20 protein-coding genes and 1 pseudogene are annotated in these 20,124 nt (G+C 63.9%); 9 read left to right on the top strand and 12 right to left on the bottom strand.

What is annotated here, in order from left to right:
* Positions 1 to 183: 183 nt before the first annotated feature.
* Positions 184 to 1,629: a helix-turn-helix domain-containing protein gene (locus AC0L30_RS23220; protein ID WP_354169674.1), complete on the top strand. Its 1,446-nt coding sequence runs from the start codon at positions 184 to 186 to the stop codon at positions 1,627 to 1,629.
* A 111-nt stretch (positions 1,630 to 1,740) separates the two neighbouring features.
* Here AC0L30_RS23220 and AC0L30_RS23225 read toward each other — a convergent pair whose 3' ends face one another.
* Positions 1,741 to 2,034 (bottom strand): antibiotic biosynthesis monooxygenase, encoded by a 294-nt coding sequence (locus AC0L30_RS23225; protein ID WP_007595131.1) that lies wholly within the window; start codon positions 2,032 to 2,034, stop codon positions 1,741 to 1,743.
* Between the two features lie 228 nt (positions 2,035 to 2,262).
* Here AC0L30_RS23225 and AC0L30_RS23230 point away from each other — a divergent pair, with 228 nt between their 5' ends.
* Positions 2,263 to 3,069 (top strand): hypothetical protein, encoded by an 807-nt coding sequence (locus AC0L30_RS23230; RefSeq protein ID WP_007595133.1) that lies wholly within the window; start codon positions 2,263 to 2,265, stop codon positions 3,067 to 3,069.
* A 164-nt stretch (positions 3,070 to 3,233) separates the two neighbouring features.
* A complete protein-coding gene (locus AC0L30_RS23235; protein WP_007595135.1) occupies positions 3,234 to 3,581 on the top strand; it encodes a hypothetical protein in 348 nt (115 codons plus the stop codon).
* A gap of 4 nt (positions 3,582 to 3,585) precedes the next feature.
* On the opposite strand, the gene AC0L30_RS23240 is transcribed toward AC0L30_RS23235, so the two are convergent.
* Together AC0L30_RS23240 and htpX are read right to left on the bottom strand one after the other, a co-directional pair.
* Positions 3,586 to 4,227: a tetratricopeptide repeat protein gene (locus AC0L30_RS23240; protein WP_007595137.1), complete on the bottom strand. Its 642-nt coding sequence runs from the start codon at positions 4,225 to 4,227 to the stop codon at positions 3,586 to 3,588.
* Positions 4,228 to 4,361: 134 nt separating this feature from the next.
* Entirely contained in the window at positions 4,362 to 5,294 is a 933-nt protein-coding gene (htpX, locus tag AC0L30_RS23245; protein ID WP_007595138.1) for a zinc metalloprotease HtpX, read from the bottom strand.
* Positions 5,295 to 5,593: 299 nt separating this feature from the next.
* Here htpX and AC0L30_RS23250 point away from each other — a divergent pair, with 299 nt between their 5' ends.
* The 3 genes from AC0L30_RS23250 (at position 5,594) to AC0L30_RS23260 (ending at position 8,941) form a co-directional block, all read left to right on the top strand.
* The gene (locus AC0L30_RS23250; RefSeq protein ID WP_007595140.1) at positions 5,594 to 6,895 is read left to right on the top strand and encodes a lytic murein transglycosylase; all 1,302 of its coding nucleotides are present in this window, start codon (positions 5,594 to 5,596) and stop codon (positions 6,893 to 6,895) included.
* Between the two features lie 259 nt (positions 6,896 to 7,154).
* Entirely contained in the window at positions 7,155 to 7,658 is a 504-nt protein-coding gene (locus AC0L30_RS23255) for a DUF1993 domain-containing protein (protein ID WP_473405282.1), read from the top strand.
* Positions 7,659 to 7,840: 182 nt separating this feature from the next.
* Positions 7,841 to 8,941: an alkene reductase gene (locus AC0L30_RS23260; protein WP_007595144.1), complete on the top strand. Its 1,101-nt coding sequence runs from the start codon at positions 7,841 to 7,843 to the stop codon at positions 8,939 to 8,941.
* A 188-nt stretch (positions 8,942 to 9,129) separates the two neighbouring features.
* Here AC0L30_RS23260 and AC0L30_RS23265 read toward each other — a convergent pair whose 3' ends face one another.
* From AC0L30_RS23265 to glpD, 7 genes are all read right to left on the bottom strand, one after another.
* Positions 9,130 to 10,872 (bottom strand): ABC transporter substrate-binding protein, encoded by a 1,743-nt coding sequence (locus AC0L30_RS23265; RefSeq protein ID WP_035993295.1) that lies wholly within the window; start codon positions 10,870 to 10,872, stop codon positions 9,130 to 9,132.
* A 127-nt stretch (positions 10,873 to 10,999) separates the two neighbouring features.
* The gene (locus AC0L30_RS23270) at positions 11,000 to 11,329 is read right to left on the bottom strand and encodes a DUF2160 domain-containing protein (RefSeq protein WP_473405283.1); all 330 of its coding nucleotides are present in this window, start codon (positions 11,327 to 11,329) and stop codon (positions 11,000 to 11,002) included.
* A 10-nt stretch (positions 11,330 to 11,339) separates the two neighbouring features.
* On the bottom strand, positions 11,340 to 12,146 hold the full coding sequence (locus tag AC0L30_RS23275) for a carbohydrate ABC transporter permease (RefSeq protein WP_473405284.1): 807 nt from the start codon (positions 12,144 to 12,146) through the stop codon (positions 11,340 to 11,342).
* Positions 12,146 to 13,048, bottom strand: coding sequence for a carbohydrate ABC transporter permease (locus AC0L30_RS23280; RefSeq protein ID WP_007595151.1), 903 nt, complete (start codon positions 13,046 to 13,048; stop codon positions 12,146 to 12,148). The genes AC0L30_RS23275 and AC0L30_RS23280 overlap by 1 nt, the downstream gene beginning before the upstream one ends.
* Entirely contained in the window at positions 13,048 to 14,133 is a 1,086-nt protein-coding gene (locus tag AC0L30_RS23285; protein ID WP_007595153.1) for an ABC transporter ATP-binding protein, read from the bottom strand. Before AC0L30_RS23285 ends, AC0L30_RS23280 begins: the two co-directional genes overlap by 1 nt.
* Positions 14,134 to 14,145: 12 nt before the next feature.
* The gene (locus tag AC0L30_RS23290; protein WP_007595155.1) at positions 14,146 to 15,285 is read right to left on the bottom strand and encodes an ABC transporter ATP-binding protein; all 1,140 of its coding nucleotides are present in this window, start codon (positions 15,283 to 15,285) and stop codon (positions 14,146 to 14,148) included.
* Entirely contained in the window at positions 15,282 to 16,832 is a 1,551-nt protein-coding gene (gene glpD, locus AC0L30_RS23295) for a glycerol-3-phosphate dehydrogenase (RefSeq protein ID WP_007595157.1), read from the bottom strand. The genes AC0L30_RS23290 and glpD overlap by 4 nt, the downstream gene beginning before the upstream one ends.
* Positions 16,833 to 17,063: 231 nt before the next feature.
* On the opposite strand from glpD, the gene AC0L30_RS23300 reads away from it, so the two are divergent.
* Together AC0L30_RS23300 and AC0L30_RS23305 are read left to right on the top strand one after the other, a co-directional pair.
* Positions 17,064 to 17,345 carry a type II toxin-antitoxin system Phd/YefM family antitoxin gene (locus tag AC0L30_RS23300; RefSeq protein WP_354201447.1) on the top strand — a complete coding sequence of 94 codons (282 nt, stop codon included), beginning with the start codon at positions 17,064 to 17,066 and terminating at the stop codon, positions 17,343 to 17,345.
* A pseudogene (locus AC0L30_RS23305) lies at positions 17,342 to 17,766 on the top strand (PIN domain-containing protein). Before AC0L30_RS23300 ends, AC0L30_RS23305 begins: the two are co-directional and overlap by 4 nt.
* Positions 17,767 to 17,768: 2 nt before the next feature.
* Here the strand turns inward: AC0L30_RS23305 and AC0L30_RS23310 are convergent.
* Positions 17,769 to 18,611 carry a DeoR/GlpR family DNA-binding transcription regulator gene (locus AC0L30_RS23310; RefSeq protein WP_473405285.1) on the bottom strand — a complete coding sequence of 281 codons (843 nt, stop codon included), beginning with the start codon at positions 18,609 to 18,611 and terminating at the stop codon, positions 17,769 to 17,771.
* A gap of 90 nt (positions 18,612 to 18,701) precedes the next feature.
* Positions 18,702 to 19,376, bottom strand: a complete 675-nt coding sequence (locus AC0L30_RS23315; RefSeq protein WP_473405286.1) for an HAD family hydrolase — start codon at positions 19,374 to 19,376, stop codon at positions 18,702 to 18,704.
* Between the two features lie 154 nt (positions 19,377 to 19,530).
* Between AC0L30_RS23315 and AC0L30_RS23320 the strand changes: the two genes are divergently transcribed.
* Complete coding sequence (locus AC0L30_RS23320; protein WP_473405287.1) at positions 19,531 to 20,007, top strand: nuclear transport factor 2 family protein; 477 nt, start codon at positions 19,531 to 19,533, stop codon at positions 20,005 to 20,007.
* Positions 20,008 to 20,124 lie beyond the last annotated feature (117 nt).

Raw genomic sequence — 20,124 nt, forward strand, 5'->3', positions numbered from 1 at the left:
CTTGACAATGCATTGCGAGATGCGTGTCAGAAGCTAAACGCGAGAAAGCTCAGCTCGTATAGTGGGCTTGTATTTGAATGGTGATGTCATGTAACATCGGTACTTGTAATAGATGTCACTTTGTAAATCTTGTAAATAAAATTGGTCAGCATGCCTGCCCTTGATGCCTCCGGAGACCTGAGAATGCCCGCCGGTTCCAGCAAGAAGCTCTTCGTCGGCCCGCGCTTCCGGCGGATCCGGCAGCAATTGGGGCTGTCGCAGACCCAGATCGCTGAGGGGCTCGGGATCTCGCCGAGCTATGTCAATCTGATCGAGCGTAACCAGCGCCCGGTGACCGCCCAGATCCTGCTGCGGCTGGCCGAAACCTACGACCTTGACCTGCGCGACCTCGCGACCGCCGACGAGGACCGCTTCTTCGCCGAACTCAACGAGATCTTCTCCGACCCGCTGTTCCGTCAGATCGACGTTCCCAAGCAGGAACTGCGCGACCTCGCCGAGCTCTGCCCGGGCGTCACCCATGCGCTGCAACGGCTCTATGCCGCCTATACCGAGGCCCGCCAGGGCGAGACGCTGGCCGCGGCACAAATGGCCGACCGCGACGTCGGCACCCGCTATGAGGCCAATCCGGTCGAGCGCGTCCGCGAGCTGATCGAGGCCAACCGCAATTACTTTCCGGAACTCGAGCAGGCCGCGGAGACTTTGCGCGACGAGCTGAACGTGCCGGCCGAAGAGCTTTACGCGGCGCTCGCGGCACGGCTGCGCGAAAAGCATTCGATCCAGACCCGCATCATGCCGGTGGACGTGATGCGCGAGACGCTGAGGCGCTTCGACCGCCACCGCCGACAGCTCCTGATCTCCGAACTGGTCGACCCGCCCGGCCGCGCCTTCCAGCTCGTCTTTCAGCTCGGCCTGGTTGAATGCGCGCAGCATCTGGAGACCATCATCGGCCGCGCCGGCCCGCTCGACGACACACCGCGCCGCCTGTTCCGGATCACGCTCGGCAACTATTTTGCGGCCGCCGTGATGATGCCCTACCCGGCTTTCCTGGCTGCCGCCGAAGCATTGAACTACGACATCCATCTGCTGGCACAGCGCTTCAATTCCGGCTTCGAGCAGGTCTGCCATCGGCTCACCACCCTGCAGCGGCCGAACGCGCGCGGCATCCCGTTCTTCCTGCTTCGTGTCGACAATGCCGGCAACGTCTCGAAGCGATTTTCATCGGGCACGTTCCCGTTCTCGAAATTCGGCGGCACTTGTCCGCTGTGGAACGTGCACTCGACCTTCGACACGCCTGATCGCCTGCTGAAGCAGGTGATCGAGCTGCCCGACGGCACGCGCTATTTCTCGATTGCGCAGATGGTGCGCCGCCCCGTCGCGCCGCACCCGCTGCCGCAGCCGCGCTTCGCCATCGGCCTCGGCTGCGAAATCCGTCACGCCGCGCGCCTCGTCTACGCTGCCGGCATCGATCTGGAGAAAACGGAGGGCACGCCGATCGGCGTCAACTGCCGCCTCTGCGAGCGCGAAAACTGCGCCCAGCGCGCCGAGCCGCCGATCACGCGCACGCTGATCCTGGACGAAACGACGCGGCGGGTGTCGAGTTTTGCGTTCTCGAATGCGCGGGAGTTGTGAAGGGGCACATCTACCTCCTCGTCATTGCGAGCGAAGCGAAGCAATCCAGACTGTCTCCGCAGTGACAGCCTGGATTGCTTCGTCGCTTCGCTCCTCGCAATGACGAAGGACTTACGCCAGCGTATGCACGATCACCGGACCCGCGGCGGCGCGGGCGTCGCCGGCAAGCAGCGAGCCCAGATCCTTCTCGATCCAGGCGATCGCACGCCTGTTCGCCTCCTCCGCCTGCTCGAACTTGTCGAAGATCGATATCGCCGTGACCGTGTCGTCGCCGGCATAGACGACGTAATAGGCGCGGAAGCCGTCGACGTCGCTGATGATCGGAACAGCGCCTTCCTTGATACGGCGCGCCAGCTCTTCGGCGCTCCCGCTTTTCGCCTTGGCCTGACGGATGGCGGCATACATGGCATCCTCCCTTCCGGCTATCTGGTGTGGGGCTTGGTGCCCGGATCGCATGCTACGCCGAAGCGCGCGGGCAATCCACGCTTGGTTAATCCGGCACTAATTCCCTTCCGCGATCTGCAACCATCGATTAAGCACGCCTCAACATCGCTGCCTTAGTCTCGCCCCACTCACTTTTCGCAAACAACGGCGGCTTGTTCTGCCGCGTGAAGTGACATCAGGGGGTTCATCATGCGCATTGCGTTGCTGCTGACCGCGACCATTGTCGGCGCGCTCTTTGCCGATCCGTCCCATGCCGGACCGCTGGATGCGTCCGCCGGCGCAGCGCAGGCGCTACCGCCGGGCTTCCAGAGCTACCGCGGCTACATGTTCGACCTGTCGGAGAATTCGGACCGCAAGGATGTCGACAAGCTCACCGACAATGTGAAGAGCCAGATCGATGTGGTCGAGGCCGCCGGCCTCTCGCCGCGCGTGCTGCGCTTCTTCCGCACCGTCCCGATCATCGCCAGCGAGCTCGCCTGCCTCGACGAAGGCGCCGCGACTGCCTGCTACGGCCGGGTCACGCCTGACATCCAGCGCACCGCTCCCCGCACACTGACGGTCTGGGACCCCAACAAGCAGCGCTGGAGCAATCCGAACGCCGTCGACCTCGCGGTCGATTCCGGCCTTGGCGTGATCATGCTGCGGCCGGACATGATGCGTTACGAAAAGGAAGCCGTGCTGCTGCACGAGCTGCTGCACGCCTACCACGCGCGGCTGTTGCCGGACGGCTACGCCAACAAGGGCGTGATCGGCTATTACGCCTACGCCAAGTCCAAGGATCTCCTGCCCAAGGAATCCTACGCGCTGAAGAATCACATGGAGTTCTTCGCGGTAACCGCCAGCATCTTCCTGGCCGGGAAGAGCGAATTCCACGACCCGAAGTCGCGCGAGGCGCTCAAGGAGAAGTTGCCGGACTATTATAAATATCTGGTCGGCGTGTTCGGCTTCGACCCCGATCCGGCAGCACCAAGTGGGCCGGTCGCTTCGCTGAAGTAAGGCAGAGAGCGCCAAACCCAGCCAGAGAGCCGCGCGCGCAGCGCGGCTTTTTTGTTTTGGTCAACAGAAGCTGCGGATGACGCGTGGCCGGGAATTGCCAAGGTGGGGCCCGATCTGCATAGTCCCGCCCGCATCGATACCGTTTTCGAAGAGGATAGAACAACATGGCGGAAGCCGACCTGGATGTCGTGATCCGGCAACTGGCCAGACAGCTGCATACGGGCCTGATGACCCGCGCCAAGGAGCGGCGGGACCGATTCAACGGCCTTGCGGCCAAGGCCAAGGGCAAGGAGACCGGCGACCGCTTCAAGATGATGGCCAAGGCCACCATGGAGCAGGCCATTGCCGCCGCCAAGCGCCTGCAGATGTCCGCCGACAACGTCGCCGACAGCTACGCGCGGTCGATGCGGATCGCCGCCAGCACGCCGGTCGCGGTGAAGGTGGAGAAGAAGGCGCCCAAGGAAAAGCCGGCCAAGAAAGCGAAGAAGGCCAAAGCCAAGAAGGCGAAGTAGACGCTCACTTTCCTGGAGCGACGAGCCGGGTCGGCTCGGCGCTCGCCAGTTCGGCGAGCTTTGCGCGTGCCGCGTCGCGGGTGCGGACGTCCTTGCCGGCGGGCAGCGCCAGCGCGGCCTCGAAATCGGCGCGCGCCTCATTCGCCTGGCCCCGGGCGAGGAAGGCGAGGCCGCGGTCGAGCCGAGGCTGCGCATCCGAGGGGTCGAGGCGGACCGCGGTGTTGTAGCTCAGGATCGCGCGATCGAGATCGCCGGCGGCCGCGAGCGCGAGACCGCGCTGGTGATAGGGCGCGGCGTGCCTGGGATCATGCGCGATCGCCTCGTCGTAATCCTCGATGGCAAGTTCGAGGTCGCCGTTCTGCCGGCGCGCCAACGCCCGATCGCGATAGAGCGAGGCGCGGTTGGGGTTGAGATGGATAGCCTCGTCGAAATCCGCGATCGCCCGCCGCCAGTCGCCGTGGCGCAACGCGATCCGTCCACGCCCCTCATAGGCGAAAGCGATCAGCGAGCCGCGCAGCGGCGAGAAGCCGATCACCGCCGAGCAGATGTCGGGCTCGTCCTCGTCCCCGCAATTGACGACGGTGTGCGTGGACAGGCCAATCAGCATGCCCAGGGCAATCAACAATGGTACTGCAGCTTTGGTCATCTTCGAGGGTGGCAGGCAGAGGGCCGGCCACGCATCCCCTTTCGCAGGAACTGTCACGGCAGGGTGTTAACACCGGCCGGGACCGCCCTGTGTGCGACAGGTCACAAAGCGAGCAAATTCGCGCTGCTTCCGCGTCAGCCCCAAGGGCCGCGTGAAGAAGAGCGGCCCCATGGGCTCCGCGGCGGATAGTTCTCATTGGCGCCGACCGACGGCGAGGCCTGCGCACCGAGCTCGGCTGCGAGCTGCTGAAGTGCCGCGATGCGATTCTGCGTCGAAGGATGGGTGGCGAACAGATTGTCGACGCCGTGGCCCGACAGCGGATTGATGATGAACATGTGCGCGGTGGCGGGATTTCGCTCCGCCTCGACATTCGGGACCTGATGCGCAGCGCCTTCGATCTTCACCAGCGCCGAGGCCAGCCACATCGGCTGACCCGCGATGCGTGCGCCGAGATTGTCCGCGGCGTATTCGCGCGTACGACTGATCGCCATCTGCACCAGCATGGCGCCGATCGGGGCGAGGATCATCATCAGGATCGAGCCGACGATACCCGGACCATTGTTGTCGCGGTTGCCTCCGAAGAACATGCCGAACTGCGCCAGCATCGAGATCGCGCCTGCAATGGTCGCGGTCACAGTCATCAGCAGCGTGTCGTGGTGCTTGATATGAGCGAGCTCGTGCGCGATCACGCCGGCGAGCTCCTCGCGGCTGAGCTGGCGCATCAACCCGGTGGTGACCGCAACCGCGGCATTCTCGGGATTGCGCCCGGTGGCAAACGCGTTGGGCTGCGGCTCGTCCATCAGGAACACGCGCGGCATCGGCAAGCCGGCCCGGCCCGCCAGCTCGGCGACGAGCCCGACCAGCTCCGGTGCGCTGCTGCGGTCGACCTCATGGGCGCCATACATGGACAGCACCATGCGGTCGGAGTTCCAGTAGGTGAAGAGATTGGTCGCCGCGGCAATGACGAGCGCAATCATGGCGCCGCCGGCACCGCCGATCAGATAGCCGATGCCCATGAACAGGGCGGTGAGGCCTGCAAGCAGCATTGCGGTACGAAGATAGTTCATGGCCGTCTCCCGAGGCCGGCCGTGGCCGCTGGAGGCGTTGCAGGCCGGCAAGCATGAGGTAGGGATGCCCCCCGTCCGCGTGCAAGGTTTCAAGGTGCGTCGCGGAGCCGCGGCTATTGACCAACATTGCTTTTCCGTCATGCCCGGGCTTGTCCCGGGCATCCACGTTCTCCCTCCGGCGCAAGGCCGAAAGCGTGAATGGCCGGGACAAGCCCGGCCATGACGAAAGGATGGTTTGAGGCGCTCAATTCCCTTAAGCTTTGGCAAGATTCCCCACGCGCCCTCCCCCCGGAAACCTCATGCTCCAGACCCGATTTGCGATCGCGGCCGTCACTCTTGTCGCGCTGTCTGCAACCGCCTCCGCCCAGTTCGCGCCAGCGCCCGCAAAACCAGCAGCCCCCAGGGCGACCGCGCCGTCGCCGCGCGCGGCGGCGTGCCATAACGGCGCGAACTTCGATCGGTTTCTGGCCGACGTGAAACAACAGGCCGTTGCCGCCGGCGTGTCGCAGCGGACGATCGCGGCGGCCGCGCCTTACCTCGTCTACGACCAGGGCATCGTCAATCGCGATCGCGGCCAGCGCGTGTTCGGCCAGCTCTTCACCGAATTTGCCGGCCGCATGGCCGCGCCCTATCGCATGCAGAACGGCCAGCAGCACATCAAGCAACATGCGGCCGCATTCGCGCGCGCGGAAAAGGAATACGGCGTGCCGCCGGCGGTGATCGCAGCGTTCTGGGGACTGGAGAGCGATTTCGGCGTCAACATGGGCAATCTGCCGACGCTGAAATCGCTGGTGTCGCTGGCCTATGATTGCCGCCGCTCGGAGATGTTCGTGAACGAGACCATTGCCGCGCTGAAGATCATCGACCGCGGCGATTTGCATCCTGACGAGATGGTCGGCTCCTGGGCCGGCGAGCTCGGACAGACCCAGTTCCTGCCCGTGCATTACGTCAACTATGCCGTCGACTATGACGGCGACGGACGACGCGATCTCCTCCGCAGCGAGGACGACGTGATCGGCTCGACCGCGAACTACATCGCCAACGGATTGAAGTGGCGGCGCGGCGAGCCGTGGCTGGAAGAGATCAAGGTGCCGCAAAACCTGCCGTGGGATCAGACCGACCTCACGGTGCAGCTGCCGCGCTCGAAATGGGCGCAGCTCGGCGTGACCTATCCCGACGGCAGGCCGCTGCCGAACGACAATCTTGCGGCCTCCGTGCTGCTGCCGATGGGGCGCTTCGGGCCAGCCTTCATGGCGTACCCGAATTTCGCGGCCTACACCGAGTGGAATAACTCGCTGATCTATTCGACCACCGCAGGCTATCTCGCCACCCGCATCGCGGGCGCGGCTCCGATGCGAAAGCCGTCCACACCGGTCGCGCAGCTGCCGTTCAACGAGCTCAAGCAATTGCAGCAGCTTCTGGTCCAGGCCGGCTTCAATGTCGGCAAGGTCGACGGCGTGCTGGGCCAGCAGAGCCGCGCCGCGGTGAAGGCTATGCAGGTCAAATACGGTCTGCCCGCGGATTCCTGGCCGACCGCCGAGCTTTTGGCCCGAATGCGCGGTGGCACGGCACAGGCGCAGCCGGCGGGGACGATCCGCTAAGCACTAGAATCGCTGGATGCCCCGCGAAAGCGGGGCATCCAGTACGCCGCGGCCTATCGATTCAATCACAGCTGCCTCGGAGTACTGGATCGTCCGGTCAAGCCGGACGATGACAGCGGGGCGCCGATAGCACCACAAGCCCGCTCGGTAGAATTTTCGCACTGCACAAGCCGCTCCCGCGATTGTATTTTTCCATGAGGTTCCCATGTGAGTGGCTCAGGTTTCTCCTGAGATTTCCCACCACAATAGCGAGCATCACATGTCCTTCCACGACGCCGTCGTTCCCGCCTATTTGCAAATGCTGAACAGCCTGACCGGCCTGCTCACGAAAGCCGAGGCGCATTGCGCGGCCAAGAAGGTCGATCCCGCCGTCCTGCTGGGCTCCCGCCTGTTTCCGGACATGCTGCCGCTCTCGAAGCAGATCCAGCTGGTCAGCGATTTCGCCGCCAAGGGCTGTGCGCGGCTGACGCATAACGACCTGCCCTCGACGCCCGACACGGAGACGAGCTTTGGCGAGTTGAAGCAGCGGCTCGCCAAAACGATCGATTACGTCAAATCGTTCAAGCCGGAGCAGTTCGAGGGCGCCGACACCAAGGACGTCACCTTCCCGGTAGGCCCGGACCGGTCCATGACTCTCAAGGGCCAGCAGTTCTTGAGCGGGGTCTCGCTGCCGAACTTCTATTTCCACGCCGCGACCGCCCACGGCATTCTGCGCCACAACGGCGTCGAGATCGGCAAGCGCGATTTCCTTGGCGTGAACTGAACGCGATTGCTCGTACGGCCGCGGCGGGAGATCGAATCTGCTGCCGCGGCTGAAATTGCACATGCTTTATGCTGCGTAGCCCCGCTGCGTATCTCGCCTGCAGTTTCCGTATGGCTCCTCCCTTGCGCTGATTGCCGCGATGCACAAGTGTTCCGGATCTCTCACCGCCTGGAAGCATTCTCATGAGCCGTTCGACCAAATTGTTTGAGACCTACAAGCTCGGCCCGATCACGCTGGCGAACCGTTTCGTGATGGCGCCGCTGACGCGCAACCGCGCCTTTCCCGGCACCTTCGTACCGGGCGCGCTCGCCGCCGACTATTACGCCCAGCGTGCTTCTGCGGGGCTTCTGATCACCGAAGCGAGCCAGGTCTCGCAGCAGGGCCAAGGCTACCAGGACACCCCCGGCATCTATTCCAAGGAGCAGGTTGCCGGCTGGCGCAAGGTCACCGATCAGGTGCACCAGCGCGGCGGCAAGATCTTCATCCAGCTCTGGCATGTCGGCCGCATTTCGCATGTCGACCTTCAGGCCAATGGCGCAGCCCCGGTGGCACCGAGCGCGATCCGCGCCAAGGGCAAGACCTTCGTCAACGGCGGCTTCGCTGACGTCTCTGAGCCCCGTGCGCTCGAACTCTCCGAAATTCCAGGGATCATCGACGATTTCAAGCGCGCCACGAAGAATGCGCTCGAAGCCGGCTTCGACGGCGTCGAGATCCACGGCGCCAACGGCTATCTGCTCGAGCAGTTCGCCAAGGACGGCACCAACAAGCGTACTGACGCCTATGGCGGCTCGATCGAGAACCGCGCGCGACTGATGCTGGAAGTCTCCAGGGCCGTCGTGGCGGAGGCCGGAGCCGATCGTACCGGCATCCGCATCTCGCCGGTGACGCCTGCCAACGACATCTCGGATTCGAACCCGCAAGCCCTGTACGACCATATCGTCGATGGTCTCGCGGCGCTGAAGCTCGTCTATCTCCATGTCGTCGAGGGCGCCACCGGCGGTCCGCGCGACATCGCGCCGTTCGACTATGCGGGCGTGCGCAAGCGCTTCCCCGGCGCCTACATCGCCAACAACGGCTATGATTTCGATCTCGCCGCCAAGGTGCTGGACGCGAACGCGGCCGATCTCATCGCCTTCGGCAAGCCGTTCATCTCCAACCCCGATCTGGTCGAGCGCCTGAAGGCGGGCGCGACGCTGAACGATTGGGACAAGAACACGTTCTACGGCGGCGGCGCCAAGGGCTACACGGATTACCCGACGCTGGCGGCTGAGCCGGCTGAGTAAGGCGTCGTCGTCGCTCCACCCTCCGTCATTGCGAGGAGCGAAGCGACGAAGCAATCCAGACTACCTCCGTGGGAAGACTCTGGATTGCTTCGCTTCGCTCGCAATGACGTTGTGGAAGCAAAATCCACGACAATAAAAAGAAAAAGGCCGGGATTGCTCCCGGCCTTTCGTCGTTATGTTGAAGTGCCTTACTGCAGCGAAGCGCGCTTCGGGGGCTGTGCCGGCCACGACTTGATCAGGGTGTCGTAGTCGACCGTCTCGCCCTTCGGCTTCTCGTTGGCGAGCTTGCGCTGCGGGGCGATCGTGCCGTCCTTCTGGGCCTTGGCGAACCAGTACTCGGCCGTCTCCTTCTTGTGCAGCTTCGGACCGCAGGCGCCCTGCACGCCGGACTTCTCCAGACGCTCCATGACGGAGTCCTGGGCGGCGGCAAGCGAGTCCATCGCGGCTTGCGGCGTCTTCGTACCGGACGACGCATCGCCGATATTCTGCCACCACAGCTGCGCCAGCTTCGGATAGTCGGGCACGTTGTTGCCGGTCGGGGTCCACTGCACGCGCGCGGGCGAGCGGTAGAACTCGATCAGGCCGCCGAGCTTCGGCGCACGCTCGGTGAACGACTTGTCCCAGATGTCGGATTCACGAATGAACGTGAGACCGACATGGCTCTTCTTCAAGCTGACCGTCTTCGAGACGATGAACTGGAGATAGAGCCAGGCCGCCTTGCGGCGGTCAGCGGGAGTCGACTTCAGCAGCGTCGCCGAGCCCGCGTCCTGGTAGCCGAGCTTCATGCCTTCCTTCCAGTACGAACCGTGCGGCGACGGAGCCATACGCCATTTCGGCGTACCGTCCGCGTTCATCACGGCGATGCCCGGCTTCACCATGTCGGCGGTGAAGGCGGTGTACCAGAACATCTGCTGGGCGATATTGCCCTGCGCCGGCACCGGACCGGATTCGGAGAAGGTCATGCCCTGGGCCTGCGGCGGAGCATACTTCTTCATCCACTCGAGGTACTTGGTGATCGAGTAGACCGCGGCCGGACCGTTGGTGTCGCCACCACGCTCCACCGAGGAGCCGACCGGACGGCAGCCTTCCATGCGGATGCCCCATTCGTCGACGGGCAGACCGTTCGGGATGCCCTTGTCGCCGTTACCGGCCATCGACAGCCAGGCGTCGGTGAAACGCCATCCGAGCGACGGGTCCTTCTTGCCATAGTCCATATGGCCGTAGACCTTGACGCCGTTGATCTCCTTTATGTCGTTGGTGAAGAACTCGGCGATGTCTTCATAGGCCGACCAGTTCACCGGCACGCCGAGCTCGTAGCCGTACTTGGCCTTGAACTTGGCCTTGTAGTCGGGGTTGGTGAACCAGTCGTAGCGGAACCAGTAGAGGTTCGCGAACTGCTGGTCGGGCAGCTGATAGAGCTTGCCGTCCGGCGCCGTGCCGAACGACTTGCCGATGAAGTCGTTGACGTCGAGCATGGGATCGGTGACGTCCTTGCCCTCGCCGGTCATGTAGTCCGACAGCGCGATGGTCTGGCCGTAGCGGAAGTGGGTGCCGATCAGGTCGGAATCGTTGATCCAGCCGTCGTACACGTTCTTGCCGGACTGCATCTGGGTCTGCAGCTTCTCGACCACGTCACCTTCCTGGATGATGTCGTGCTTGAGCTTGATGCCGGTGAGCTCGGAGAACGCCTTGGCCAGCGTCTGCGACTCGTATTCGTGGGTCGTGATGGTCTCGGAGACCACGTTGATCTCCATGCCCTTGAAGGGCTCGGCGGCCTTGGCGAACCACTCCAGCTCCTTCTTCTGCTCGTCTTTCGACAGCGTCGAGGGCTGGAATTCCGCGATCCACTTCTGGATCGCGGCGTCGTCGGCGGCGCGCACCGGCGCCGAGACGGCCAACGACACCGCGACCATGGCGGCGACGCTGGACATCGTCAGAAAGCTATTCTTGGTCAATGGACGTTCCCTTCTCCTAAACTGCCGCATGTTATTCCTCCGTTGCAGCGACAAACTTTTTACAGGCCCGGGTTGGTCCCGGATCTGGCCGTTCCTTCGCGGGCTAGACCGTGCGGAAAATGAGTACGGCCGTGGCCAGCGAAATTCCTGATGCGATCCAAAGGCGCGAAAATTCAACTCCGTCCTCGCCGATCGGCAGCGTGGCGAGGGCGTCGGTGCCGGCGAAGGCGATCCACAGCAAGTGGATGACCGCCGCCGTGATCAGGGAGATGAACAGACGGTCGCCGCGCGTGGTCGGGATGCGCAGCACGCCGACGCGTTCGGCTTCGGGATAGGCCACCCCGAGCCAGGTCATCACGGCCAGCGTACAGGCGAGCGCCACAAAGAAGATCGCCGTCGGCGGCGTCCAGGCCATCCATGCAATAGCTTCCATTGATGCCTCCCTAAACCCGACCGAGCGCGAAACCGCTCGCGATGTAGTTCCGAACGAACCAGATCACGAGCGCGCCCGGGATGATCGTCAGCACGCCGGCCGCAGCCAGCAGGCCCCAGTCCATGCCCGCGGCCGACACCGTGCGCGTCATGATCGCCGCGATCGGCTTGGCCTGCACCGAGGTCAGCGTGCGCGCCAGCAGCAGCTCGACCCAGGAGAACATGAAGCAGAAGAAGGCGGCGACGCCGATGCCGCTCGCAATCAGCGGGACCAGAATCTTGATGAAGAAGCGCGGGAAGGAATAGCCGTCGAGGAAGGCGGTCTCGTCGATCTCGCGCGGCACGCCGGAGACGAAGCCTTCCAGGATCCACACCGCCAGCGGGACGTTGAAGATGCAGTGCGCCAGCGCGACCGCCCAGGGCGTATCGAACAGGTCGATCGCCGAATAGAGATTGAAGAACGGCAGCGCATAGACCGCGGCCGGCGCCATGCGGTTCGACAGCAGCCAGAAGAACAGATGCTTGTCGCCGAGGAAGCGGTAGCGCGAAAACGCGTAGGCTGCCGGCAGCGCCACCGAGATCGAGATGATGGTGTTGAGGACGACATATTCCAGCGAGTTGATATAGCCGGAATACCAGCTCTCGTCGGTGAAGATGCGCTTGTAGTGCTGGAGCGTCGGCGCGTGTGGCCACAGCGTCATCGTCGAGACGATCTCGGCGTTGGTCTTGAAGCTCATGTTGACGAGCCAGTAGATCGGCAACAGCAGGAAGATCAAAAACAGCGCCATGATGAGACGACGGCCGGGGATCGAATGCATCACACGGCTCCTTCATGCGATTTCCGGTCGGCGCCGGCATTGGTCATGACGGTGTAGAAGATCCAGCAGACGATCAGGATGATGAGGTTGTAGACCAGCGACAGCGCGGCGGCCTTGCCGAGATCGAACTGGCCGAGCGCGATCTTGACCAGCTCGATCGACACGAAGGTCGTCGAGTTGCCGGGCCCACCACCCGTCACCACGAACGGTTCGGTGTAGATCATGAAACTGTCCATGAAGCGCAGCAGCACCGCGATCAGCAGCACACGATTCATCTTCGGCAGCTGGATCGCCTTGAACACCGCCCAGCGGGAGGCGCCATCGATCTGCGCCGCCTGATAATAGGCTTCGGGGATCGACTTCAGGCCGGCGTAGCACAGCAGCGCGACCAGGCTGGTCCAGTGCCAGACATCCATCACGATGACGGTGACCCAGGCGTCGATATCGTTGGAGACGTAATTATAATCGATGCCAATGGCATTGAGGACATAACCGAGCAGGCCGATGTCGGGGCGGCCGAAGATCTGCCAGATCGTGCCGACCACGTTCCACGGGATCAGCAGCGGCAGCGCCAGGATGACGAGGCAGGCCGCAACCGTCCACCCCTGTCGCGGCATCGACAGCGCGACGACGATGCCGAGCGGCACCTCGATCGCGAGGATCACCAGCGAGAAGAACAGATTGCGCCCGAGCGAAGCCAGGAAGCGGCCGCCGAGATCGGTCGAGGGATCGAGCAATTCCTTGAACCAGCCGACACCGTTCCAGAAGAACTGGTTGTTGCCGAAGGTGTCCTGCATCGAATAGTTCACCACCGTCATCAACGGCAGCACCGCCGAGAAGGCGACGACCAGGAACACCGGCAGCACCAGGAACCAGGCTTTTTGGTTGACGGTCTTGTCCATCAGGCGGCTCCCTCCACCAGAAGGCTGTCGGCATAGACGTGGACGTGCGACGGGTCGAATTTCAGGCCGGCCGTGCCATCCGGGCTGGTGAAGCCGGCCGGCGCGCGGGCCGCGAGTTTTGCGTCGCCGAGCCTCGCACGCGCGAAACGGATGCGCCCGAGGTCGTCGACGCGTTCGATCTTTGCACTGAGCAGGCCAGGCGCAGGCGCGACGGCCTCGACGAATTCCGGACGGACGCCGATCTCGATCTTCGCGCTTGGCGGAAGGCTGTCGTAGCTGCGATTGAGCGCGATGACGTGACCGCCGATCCTGGCCTCGCGGCCCCTTACCTCGGCCGGCAAAATGTTCATGCCGGGCGAGCCAATGAAATAGCCGACGAAGGTGTGCGCCGGCTTGTCGAACAACTCGGCCGGCGTGCCGCTCTGCACCACGCGGCCGTCATGCATGACCACCACGGTGTCGGCGAAGGTCAGCGCTTCGGTCTGGTCGTGGGTGACGTAGATCATCGTCAGGTCGAGCTCGCGATGCAGCGCCTTCAGCTTGGAGCGGAGCTGCCATTTCAGCTCGGGGTCGATCACGGTGAGCGGCTCGTCGAACAGCACCGCGGCGACGTCCGAGCGGACCAGGCCGCGACCGAGCGAGATCTTCTGCTTGGCGTCAGCCGTGAGCCGCGTCGCCTTGCGGTTCAGATAGGGATCGAGGTCGAGCAGGCGGCCGATCTCGGCGACGCGCTTGTCGATCTCGGCCTTCGGTACACCGCGGTTCTTCAGAGGGAACGCCAAATTCTGCCCCACCGTCATTGTGTCGTAGATCACCGGAAACTGGAACACCTGGGCGATGTTGCGCTTCTGGGTTGACAGCGGTGTGATGTCCTCGCCGTCGAACAGGATTTTCCCGCGCGACGGGGTGATGATGCCCGAGATGACGTTGAGCAGCGTGGTCTTGCCGCAGCCGGACGGCCCGAGCAGCGCGTAGGCGCCGCCCTGTCGCCAGGTCATCGTGACAGGCTTGAGAGCAAAGCTGTCCTGCGGCGCATCATTGCCACCGTAGGAGTGCGCGAGATCGACGAGGTCAATGCGGGCCATGTCGCATCCCCCTCAAGCTTGTTTCTTTGACGCGTTTTCTTCACGCGAACCGCTCGGCACTTCGCTTGAAAACGCTATGGGACCGGGCGCTGCGACCAGGCGGTCGCCAGCGTCGAACACGAAAACGTCGTTGGGATCAAGCACGGCATCGATGGTCTGCCCGGGCTCGAACTCGTGCACGCCGTGCAACACCGCCACCCAGTTCGATCCGTCGCGGGTCAGATGCACGAAACTCTCCGAACCGGTGATCTCGGTCACCGTTACCGTGGCATGGAAGGCGTGGCGGTCGGTCTCGCCATTGGCAAGCGCGAGCTGATGGGCACGAAATCCGACGCGATAGGCGCCGTCCGCGAGCGAGGAATAGAGACCGGACGCCGGCGCGGCAATGCCGCCCGCATATTGCACCGAGCCGTTCTTTTTCTCGATGCCGACGAGATTGAGCGGCGGATCGGAGAACACCTGCGCGACGCGCAAGGTCTGCGGCCGCCGGTAGACGTTTGGCGTCTCGCCGATCTGGAGCGCCTTCCCCTCCCACATGCACACCGTGTTGCCGCCGAGCAGCAGCGCCTCGGTCGGCTCCGTGGTGGCATAAACGAAGATCGCACCGGACGCCTCGAAGATGCGCGGCAGCTCGGTGCGCAGCTCCTCGCGCAGCTTGTAGTCGAGATTGGCGAGCGGCTCGTCGAGCAGCACGAGGTCGGCGCCCTTCACCAGCGCGCGCGCCATCGCGGTTCGCTGCTGCTGGCCGCCGGAAAGCTGGAGCGGCGTGCGCTTCAGGAACGGCTCGAGCCTGAGCAGCCGGGCGGCTTCCGCGACCCGCGCCTCGATCTCGGCGCGCGGCTTGCCCTGCACGCGCAAGGGCGAAGCGATGTTCTCGTAGACCGACAGCGAGGGGTAGTTGATGAACTGCTGATAGACCATGGCGACCGAGCGCTGGCGCACGTCGACGCCGGTGACGTCCTTGCCGTTGACCAGCAGCTTGCCCGATGTCGGCTTGTCCAGGCCAGCGAGCAGCCGCATGATCGAGGTCTTGCCCGACAGCGTCGGCCCGAGCAGCACGTTGAGCGTGCCGCTCTCGAGCGTCAGCGAGACGTCGCGAATGTGCTCGATACCGTCGACAGTCCGGGTTACGTGATCGAGTGCCACTGTCATGAGCGTCCTCCCGCTTCCAGCAGGGGACTTTGCTGCACGGCGTGGGTCCTGATCCAGTCATCAAGCGCCGCGATCTCCTCGGCACTTAGTCGCAGGCCGAGCTTGGAACGGCGCCAGACGACGTCGTCGGCGGTGACGGCCCATTCGTTGGCCATGAGATAGCGGACTTCGCGCTCGCTCAGCGTCGCACCGAAGGCCTGGCCGAGATCGGCCGCCGATTTCGCATCGCCAAGCAGCTTGATCGCCCTCGTGCCATAGGCGCGTGCGAGGCGCCGCGCATGCTCGTGGCTGAGGAAAGGATAGCCGCGCTGAAGCTCGGCGATCAGGCCGTCGACATCGGACACGCCCATGTCGCCGCCGGGCAGCGGCCATTTGCCGGTCCAGCCTTCGCGCGCTTTCGCACTGCGAAGATAGGGCGCGAGCCGCTCCAGCGCCTCCTCGGCGAGGCGGCGGTAGGTCGTGATCTTGCCGCCATAGATCGACAGCAGCGGCACGCCGCCGGGCGTGTCGAGCTCGAACACATAGTCGCGCGTCGCGGCCTTGGCTTCGCTGGCGCCGTCATCATAGAGCGGACGCACGCCGGAATAGGTCCAGACCACGTCATCGGGCGTGACAGGCTTGGCCAGATATTCGCTTGCCGCCGTGCAGAGATACTGGATCTCCTCGGCCGTCGCCTTCACCTTGGCGGGATCGCCGTCATAGTCGCGGTCGGTGGTGCCGATCAGCGTGAAATCGTCCTGATAGGGAATGACGAAGATGATGCGGCCGTCGGCATTCTGGAACATGTAGGCACGGTCATGGTCGTAGAGTTTCTTTACGACGATGTGCGAGCCCTGCACCAGGCGCACCTTGGCTTTCGCGTTGACGCCGGCGCCGCGGCCGAGCACATCCTCGACCCAGGGCCCGCCGGCATTGACCAGCGCACGGGCCCGGATCGACGAGCGCGCGCCGGTCAGCGTGTCGATCATGCTGACGGTCCAGATGCCGTCGGTCTGTTTAATATCGGTTGCGCGGGTCCGGGTACGGATCTCGGCGCCCTTGTCGGCGGCATCGCGCGCGTTGAGTACGACGAGACGGGCGTCGTCGACGAAGCAGTCGGAATATTCGAACGCGCGGCGGTAGCGGTTCGGGATCAGCGGGCGGCCGACCTCGTCGCGCCCAAGGTCGACCGAGCGCGTCGCCGGCAGCAGATGACGGCCGCCGATGTGGTCATAGAGGAAGAGGCCGAGGCGCAGCAGCCAGGCTGGCCTTAAGCCCGCATGGTGCGGCAAAACGAAACGCAGGGGGCGAATGATGTGAGGCGCGATCCCCCAGAGAATCTCGCGCTCGATCAGCGCCTCGCGGACCAGCCGGAACTCGTAATATTCGAGATAGCGCAGGCCGCCATGCACCAGCTTGGTCGACCAGGACGAGGTCCCGCTCGCCAGATCGTTCATTTCGCACAGGAAAACCGTGTTGCCGCGGCCCACCGCGTCGCGCGCGATGCCGCAGCCGTTAACACCGCCTCCAATAATGGCGAGGTCGAAAATCCGCTCCAACAGACGCATCCCCCGGCGACCGCCCGTTCAATCGAGCGGTTACTTTCGCTTTTGATTAGATCACACCAGAAAACGAAAGCAAGATGAAAGAGGGGAGAAAGGAAGTGAAAGCGGAACTTTCGAGTGGGCATATGGGTGTGGAAATGGGCAGTTCGGGACGGGATCCGCGCAGCATTATTGCTCTTGAATAGTCGTCGACGACCATTATTAGTTACGATAGTCATATTGGTCTTTATCTGCATGACAGAACACAGCACTGCACCAAACTCACCGGCGACTGACTCGTGGACGCTTGCCAACGCCAAGGCCCGGCTCTCCGAGGTGATCGACCGTGCCCAAGCCGGCCCGCAAATCATCACCCGACACGGCAAGCCCAATGCGGTGATCGTTTCCGCCGAGGAATGGGCGCGCAAGACGGCGCGCAAAGGAACCTTGGCCGAATTCCTGCTGGCTTCGCCGCTGCGCAGCGCCGACCTCGAGCTTGAACGCGTGCACGACGCGCCGCACGACGAGACGCCGTGAATCTACTGCTCGACACAACGTGTTGTCGGAGGTCCAGAGGCCGGCCCCTTCGCCGAAAGTCTTGTCATGGCTTGATACGATCGACGAGGATCGTGCGTTCATCAGCGTGGCATCGATCGCCGAGCTTCGCCGCGGCATCGCATTGCTGGAGGACGGCCGTCGGCGCGCAGCACTGGCCGCCTGGCTTGCCCACGATCTGCCGGAGCGTTTTGCCGGGCGCACCCTGCCTATCGACCACTCGGTGGCGGAACGCTGGGGTGATCTGATGGCTCAGAGCCGCAGAACCGGCGTCGCGTTGTCTGTCATGGACGGCTTCTTTGCCGCGACCGCGCTCGCGAACAACCTCATGCTCGTCACGCGCAATGTGAAGGATTTCGCGGTATTCGGCGTGCGGCTGCTGAACCCGTGGGACGACCCATAGTCCTACCTCAGCCGCACCACCGGCGCCGATTCAGGTGCTGCATCCTGCACATCGCGGGCCTCATCGACCTCCGCCCCCTTCGGCATCGCGGCCATCACCTCAATGCCCTTGCCGTGGCAGATGGTGGCGAGGCGTTCGGGCAGTTCCTGGTCGGTGACAAAGGTCTGGATCTGGCTGATATGGGCGATGCGGACCGGCGCGCTGCGGCGGAGCTTGGTGGAATCGGCGACCAGCATGACGCTGCGGGCATTGGCGATGATGGCCTGCGCCACCTGCACCTCGCGATAGTCGAAGTCGAGCAGCGCGCCCTCCTCGTCGATCGCGGACGCGCCGATGATGGCGTAGTCGACCTTGAACTGGCCGATCAGCTGCGTCGCGGTCGAGCCGACCACCGCACCGTCGGCGCGTCGTACCGTGCCGCCGGCGACCACCACCTCAATGCGAGGATGACGATAGAGCAGCATGGCGACGTTCAGATTGTTGGTGATGACGAGGAGGTCCTCGTGCGAGGTCAGCGCGCTCGCCACCTCCTCGGTCGTGGTGCCGATGTTGATGAAGAGCGAGCAGCCGTTCGGGATCAGCGAGGCGGCCGCGGCTCCAATCGCCTTCTTCTCGTCGGCGGCGACGAAGCGCCGCGCCTCATAAGCGAGGTTTTCCACGCCGGAGGCGATGATGGCGCCGCCATGGATGCGGGTCAGCGAGCGGCGCTCGCAGAGATCGTTGAGATCCTTGCGGATGGTCTGCGCCGAGACCTCGAACCGGCGCGCCAGCTCCTCGACCATGACGCGGCCCGAGGCGCGCGCGATGTTGAGGATTTCGGCTTGGCGATGGGTCAGTCCGGTCACGGCGATGGCCTCAAGTCAGGAAGCTGCATGGTGCGGCGGTTCGCGCGTTCGGTCAATGCGCGCGCCGATCACGGTTAACGGACGAGGTCTTCACCACGCCATCGCAGCGGCGAGGCGCGCGAGCAGGTCCGGGTCGTCGAAGGCGCTGGCGGAAGCGATGGCCCCGGCGGCGACGAGATCAGTATGGCTGAGGCTGGTCCGGATGCCGATGGTCGGAATGCCGGCCGCTGCGGCCGATTGCACGCCGGTGCGGGAGTCCTCGAACGCGATCGAGGCCATCGCGCTGGCGCCGGCAAAGCGCAACCCTTCCTGATAAGGCAGCGGATGCGGCTTTCCGTGCAACAGCTCGGCGCCGATCACGAGCGCCTTGAAACGGTGCGTGATGCCGAGGCCGGACAGCAGCAGCTCCGCATTGAGTCGCGGGGCGTTGGTCACGGCAACCATGGGAATACCGGCCGCATCCGCCCTGTCGAGCAGCGCCATCAGGCCCGGCAACGGTTCGATCTGCCCAGCGACGAGCGCGCGGAAGACTTCCTCCTTCTCATCGAGGATCAAGGCACGTCGTTCCGGCGCTTCGTCGGGCAGAAAGCGCTCGCCGATCGATACATTCGCGAAGCCTTGCAGCTCCCTGGAGAAGCGCGCGTGATCGAAGACATGGCCGCGAGGGCCGAGCACCTGATTGAAGGCCTTCAGGTGCAGCGGATCGGTGTTGGCGAGCGTACCGTCGATGTCGAACAGTAACGCCCTGCCGATAGCCTCGATCATGTCCGTACCTTCCCGAATATACGACGCATCAATACGAAAGCCGTATCAATACAGCGCCAATCGCGCAATGACGCACGTGCATGACCACCACGCGACGCTCGACAAAGTCGAGCGCGGCTGCAACACTCCATGCAAGATCAAAAAGGAGGAAACGATGACGATCAACCGACGCGATCTGGCTCTCTCGACTCTTGCAGTCCCAGCTCTTGCCGTCTCCACTCTTGCAGTTTCAGCGCTTACGGCACCGGTGCTGGCGGCCTCGGCGGACGAGGAAGCCGTGGCGAAGAAGGTCGAGGCGTTCCGTCTCGCCCAGATCGCGGCCGATCCCAAGGCGCTCGGCGCGCTCTGCGCCGATGAGGTGAGCTACAGCCATTCCAGCGGCAAGGTCGAGGACAAGGCGACCTTCGTCGCCAACGCCACCGACGGCAAATCCAAATTCCTGTCGATCGAGTACAAGGACCCGACCATCAAGGTCGTCGGCCTCGCCGCGATCGTGCGTTTCCACTGGGTGGCGGAACAGGAGATGGCGGCCGATGGGAAAAAAGTGCCGACCAACCTTCACATCCTGATGAACTGGCAGAAGCAGGGCGACGACTGGAAGCTGCTCTCGCGGGCGGCGACGAAGTTATGATTGAAGGTGTCATTCCGGGACGCGCCGAAAGGCGCGGACCCGGAATCCATTCGTCGACGTTCTCTGCGGCAAAATGGATTCCGGGCTCACGCTACGCCTGCCCCGGAATGACAGCTG

The organism is Bradyrhizobium sp. MI1.11, assembly GCF_055811255.1.

What these genes read in the sequence shown, in the direction of transcription:
- AC0L30_RS23220 (WP_354169674.1), top strand. Translation starts at nt 184, where the DNA reads ATGCCCGCCGGTTCCAGCAAGAAGCTCTTCGTCGGCCCGCGCTTCCGG.
- AC0L30_RS23225 (WP_007595131.1), bottom strand. Translation starts at nt 2,034, where the DNA reads ATGTATGCCGCCATCCGTCAGGCCAAGGCGAAAAGCGGGAGCGCCGAA.
- AC0L30_RS23230 (WP_007595133.1), top strand. Translation starts at nt 2,263, where the DNA reads ATGCGCATTGCGTTGCTGCTGACCGCGACCATTGTCGGCGCGCTCTTT.
- AC0L30_RS23235 (WP_007595135.1), top strand. Translation starts at nt 3,234, where the DNA reads ATGGCGGAAGCCGACCTGGATGTCGTGATCCGGCAACTGGCCAGACAG.
- AC0L30_RS23240 (WP_007595137.1), bottom strand. Translation starts at nt 4,227, where the DNA reads ATGACCAAAGCTGCAGTACCATTGTTGATTGCCCTGGGCATGCTGATT.
- htpX (WP_007595138.1), bottom strand. Translation starts at nt 5,294, where the DNA reads ATGAACTATCTTCGTACCGCAATGCTGCTTGCAGGCCTCACCGCCCTG.
- AC0L30_RS23250 (WP_007595140.1), top strand. Translation starts at nt 5,594, where the DNA reads ATGCTCCAGACCCGATTTGCGATCGCGGCCGTCACTCTTGTCGCGCTG.
- AC0L30_RS23255 (WP_473405282.1), top strand. Translation starts at nt 7,155, where the DNA reads ATGTCCTTCCACGACGCCGTCGTTCCCGCCTATTTGCAAATGCTGAAC.
- AC0L30_RS23260 (WP_007595144.1), top strand. Translation starts at nt 7,841, where the DNA reads ATGAGCCGTTCGACCAAATTGTTTGAGACCTACAAGCTCGGCCCGATC.
- AC0L30_RS23265 (WP_035993295.1), bottom strand. Translation starts at nt 10,872, where the DNA reads ATGTCCAGCGTCGCCGCCATGGTCGCGGTGTCGTTGGCCGTCTCGGCG.
- AC0L30_RS23270 (WP_473405283.1), bottom strand. Translation starts at nt 11,329, where the DNA reads ATGGAAGCTATTGCATGGATGGCCTGGACGCCGCCGACGGCGATCTTC.
- AC0L30_RS23275 (WP_473405284.1), bottom strand. Translation starts at nt 12,146, where the DNA reads ATGCATTCGATCCCCGGCCGTCGTCTCATCATGGCGCTGTTTTTGATC.
- AC0L30_RS23280 (WP_007595151.1), bottom strand. Translation starts at nt 13,048, where the DNA reads ATGGACAAGACCGTCAACCAAAAAGCCTGGTTCCTGGTGCTGCCGGTG.
- AC0L30_RS23285 (WP_007595153.1), bottom strand. Translation starts at nt 14,133, where the DNA reads ATGGCCCGCATTGACCTCGTCGATCTCGCGCACTCCTACGGTGGCAAT.
- AC0L30_RS23290 (WP_007595155.1), bottom strand. Translation starts at nt 15,285, where the DNA reads ATGACAGTGGCACTCGATCACGTAACCCGGACTGTCGACGGTATCGAG.
- glpD (WP_007595157.1), bottom strand. Translation starts at nt 16,832, where the DNA reads ATGCGTCTGTTGGAGCGGATTTTCGACCTCGCCATTATTGGAGGCGGT.
- AC0L30_RS23300 (WP_354201447.1), top strand. Translation starts at nt 17,064, where the DNA reads ATGACAGAACACAGCACTGCACCAAACTCACCGGCGACTGACTCGTGG.
- AC0L30_RS23315 (WP_473405286.1), bottom strand. Translation starts at nt 19,376, where the DNA reads ATGATCGAGGCTATCGGCAGGGCGTTACTGTTCGACATCGACGGTACG.
- AC0L30_RS23320 (WP_473405287.1), top strand. Translation starts at nt 19,531, where the DNA reads ATGACGATCAACCGACGCGATCTGGCTCTCTCGACTCTTGCAGTCCCA.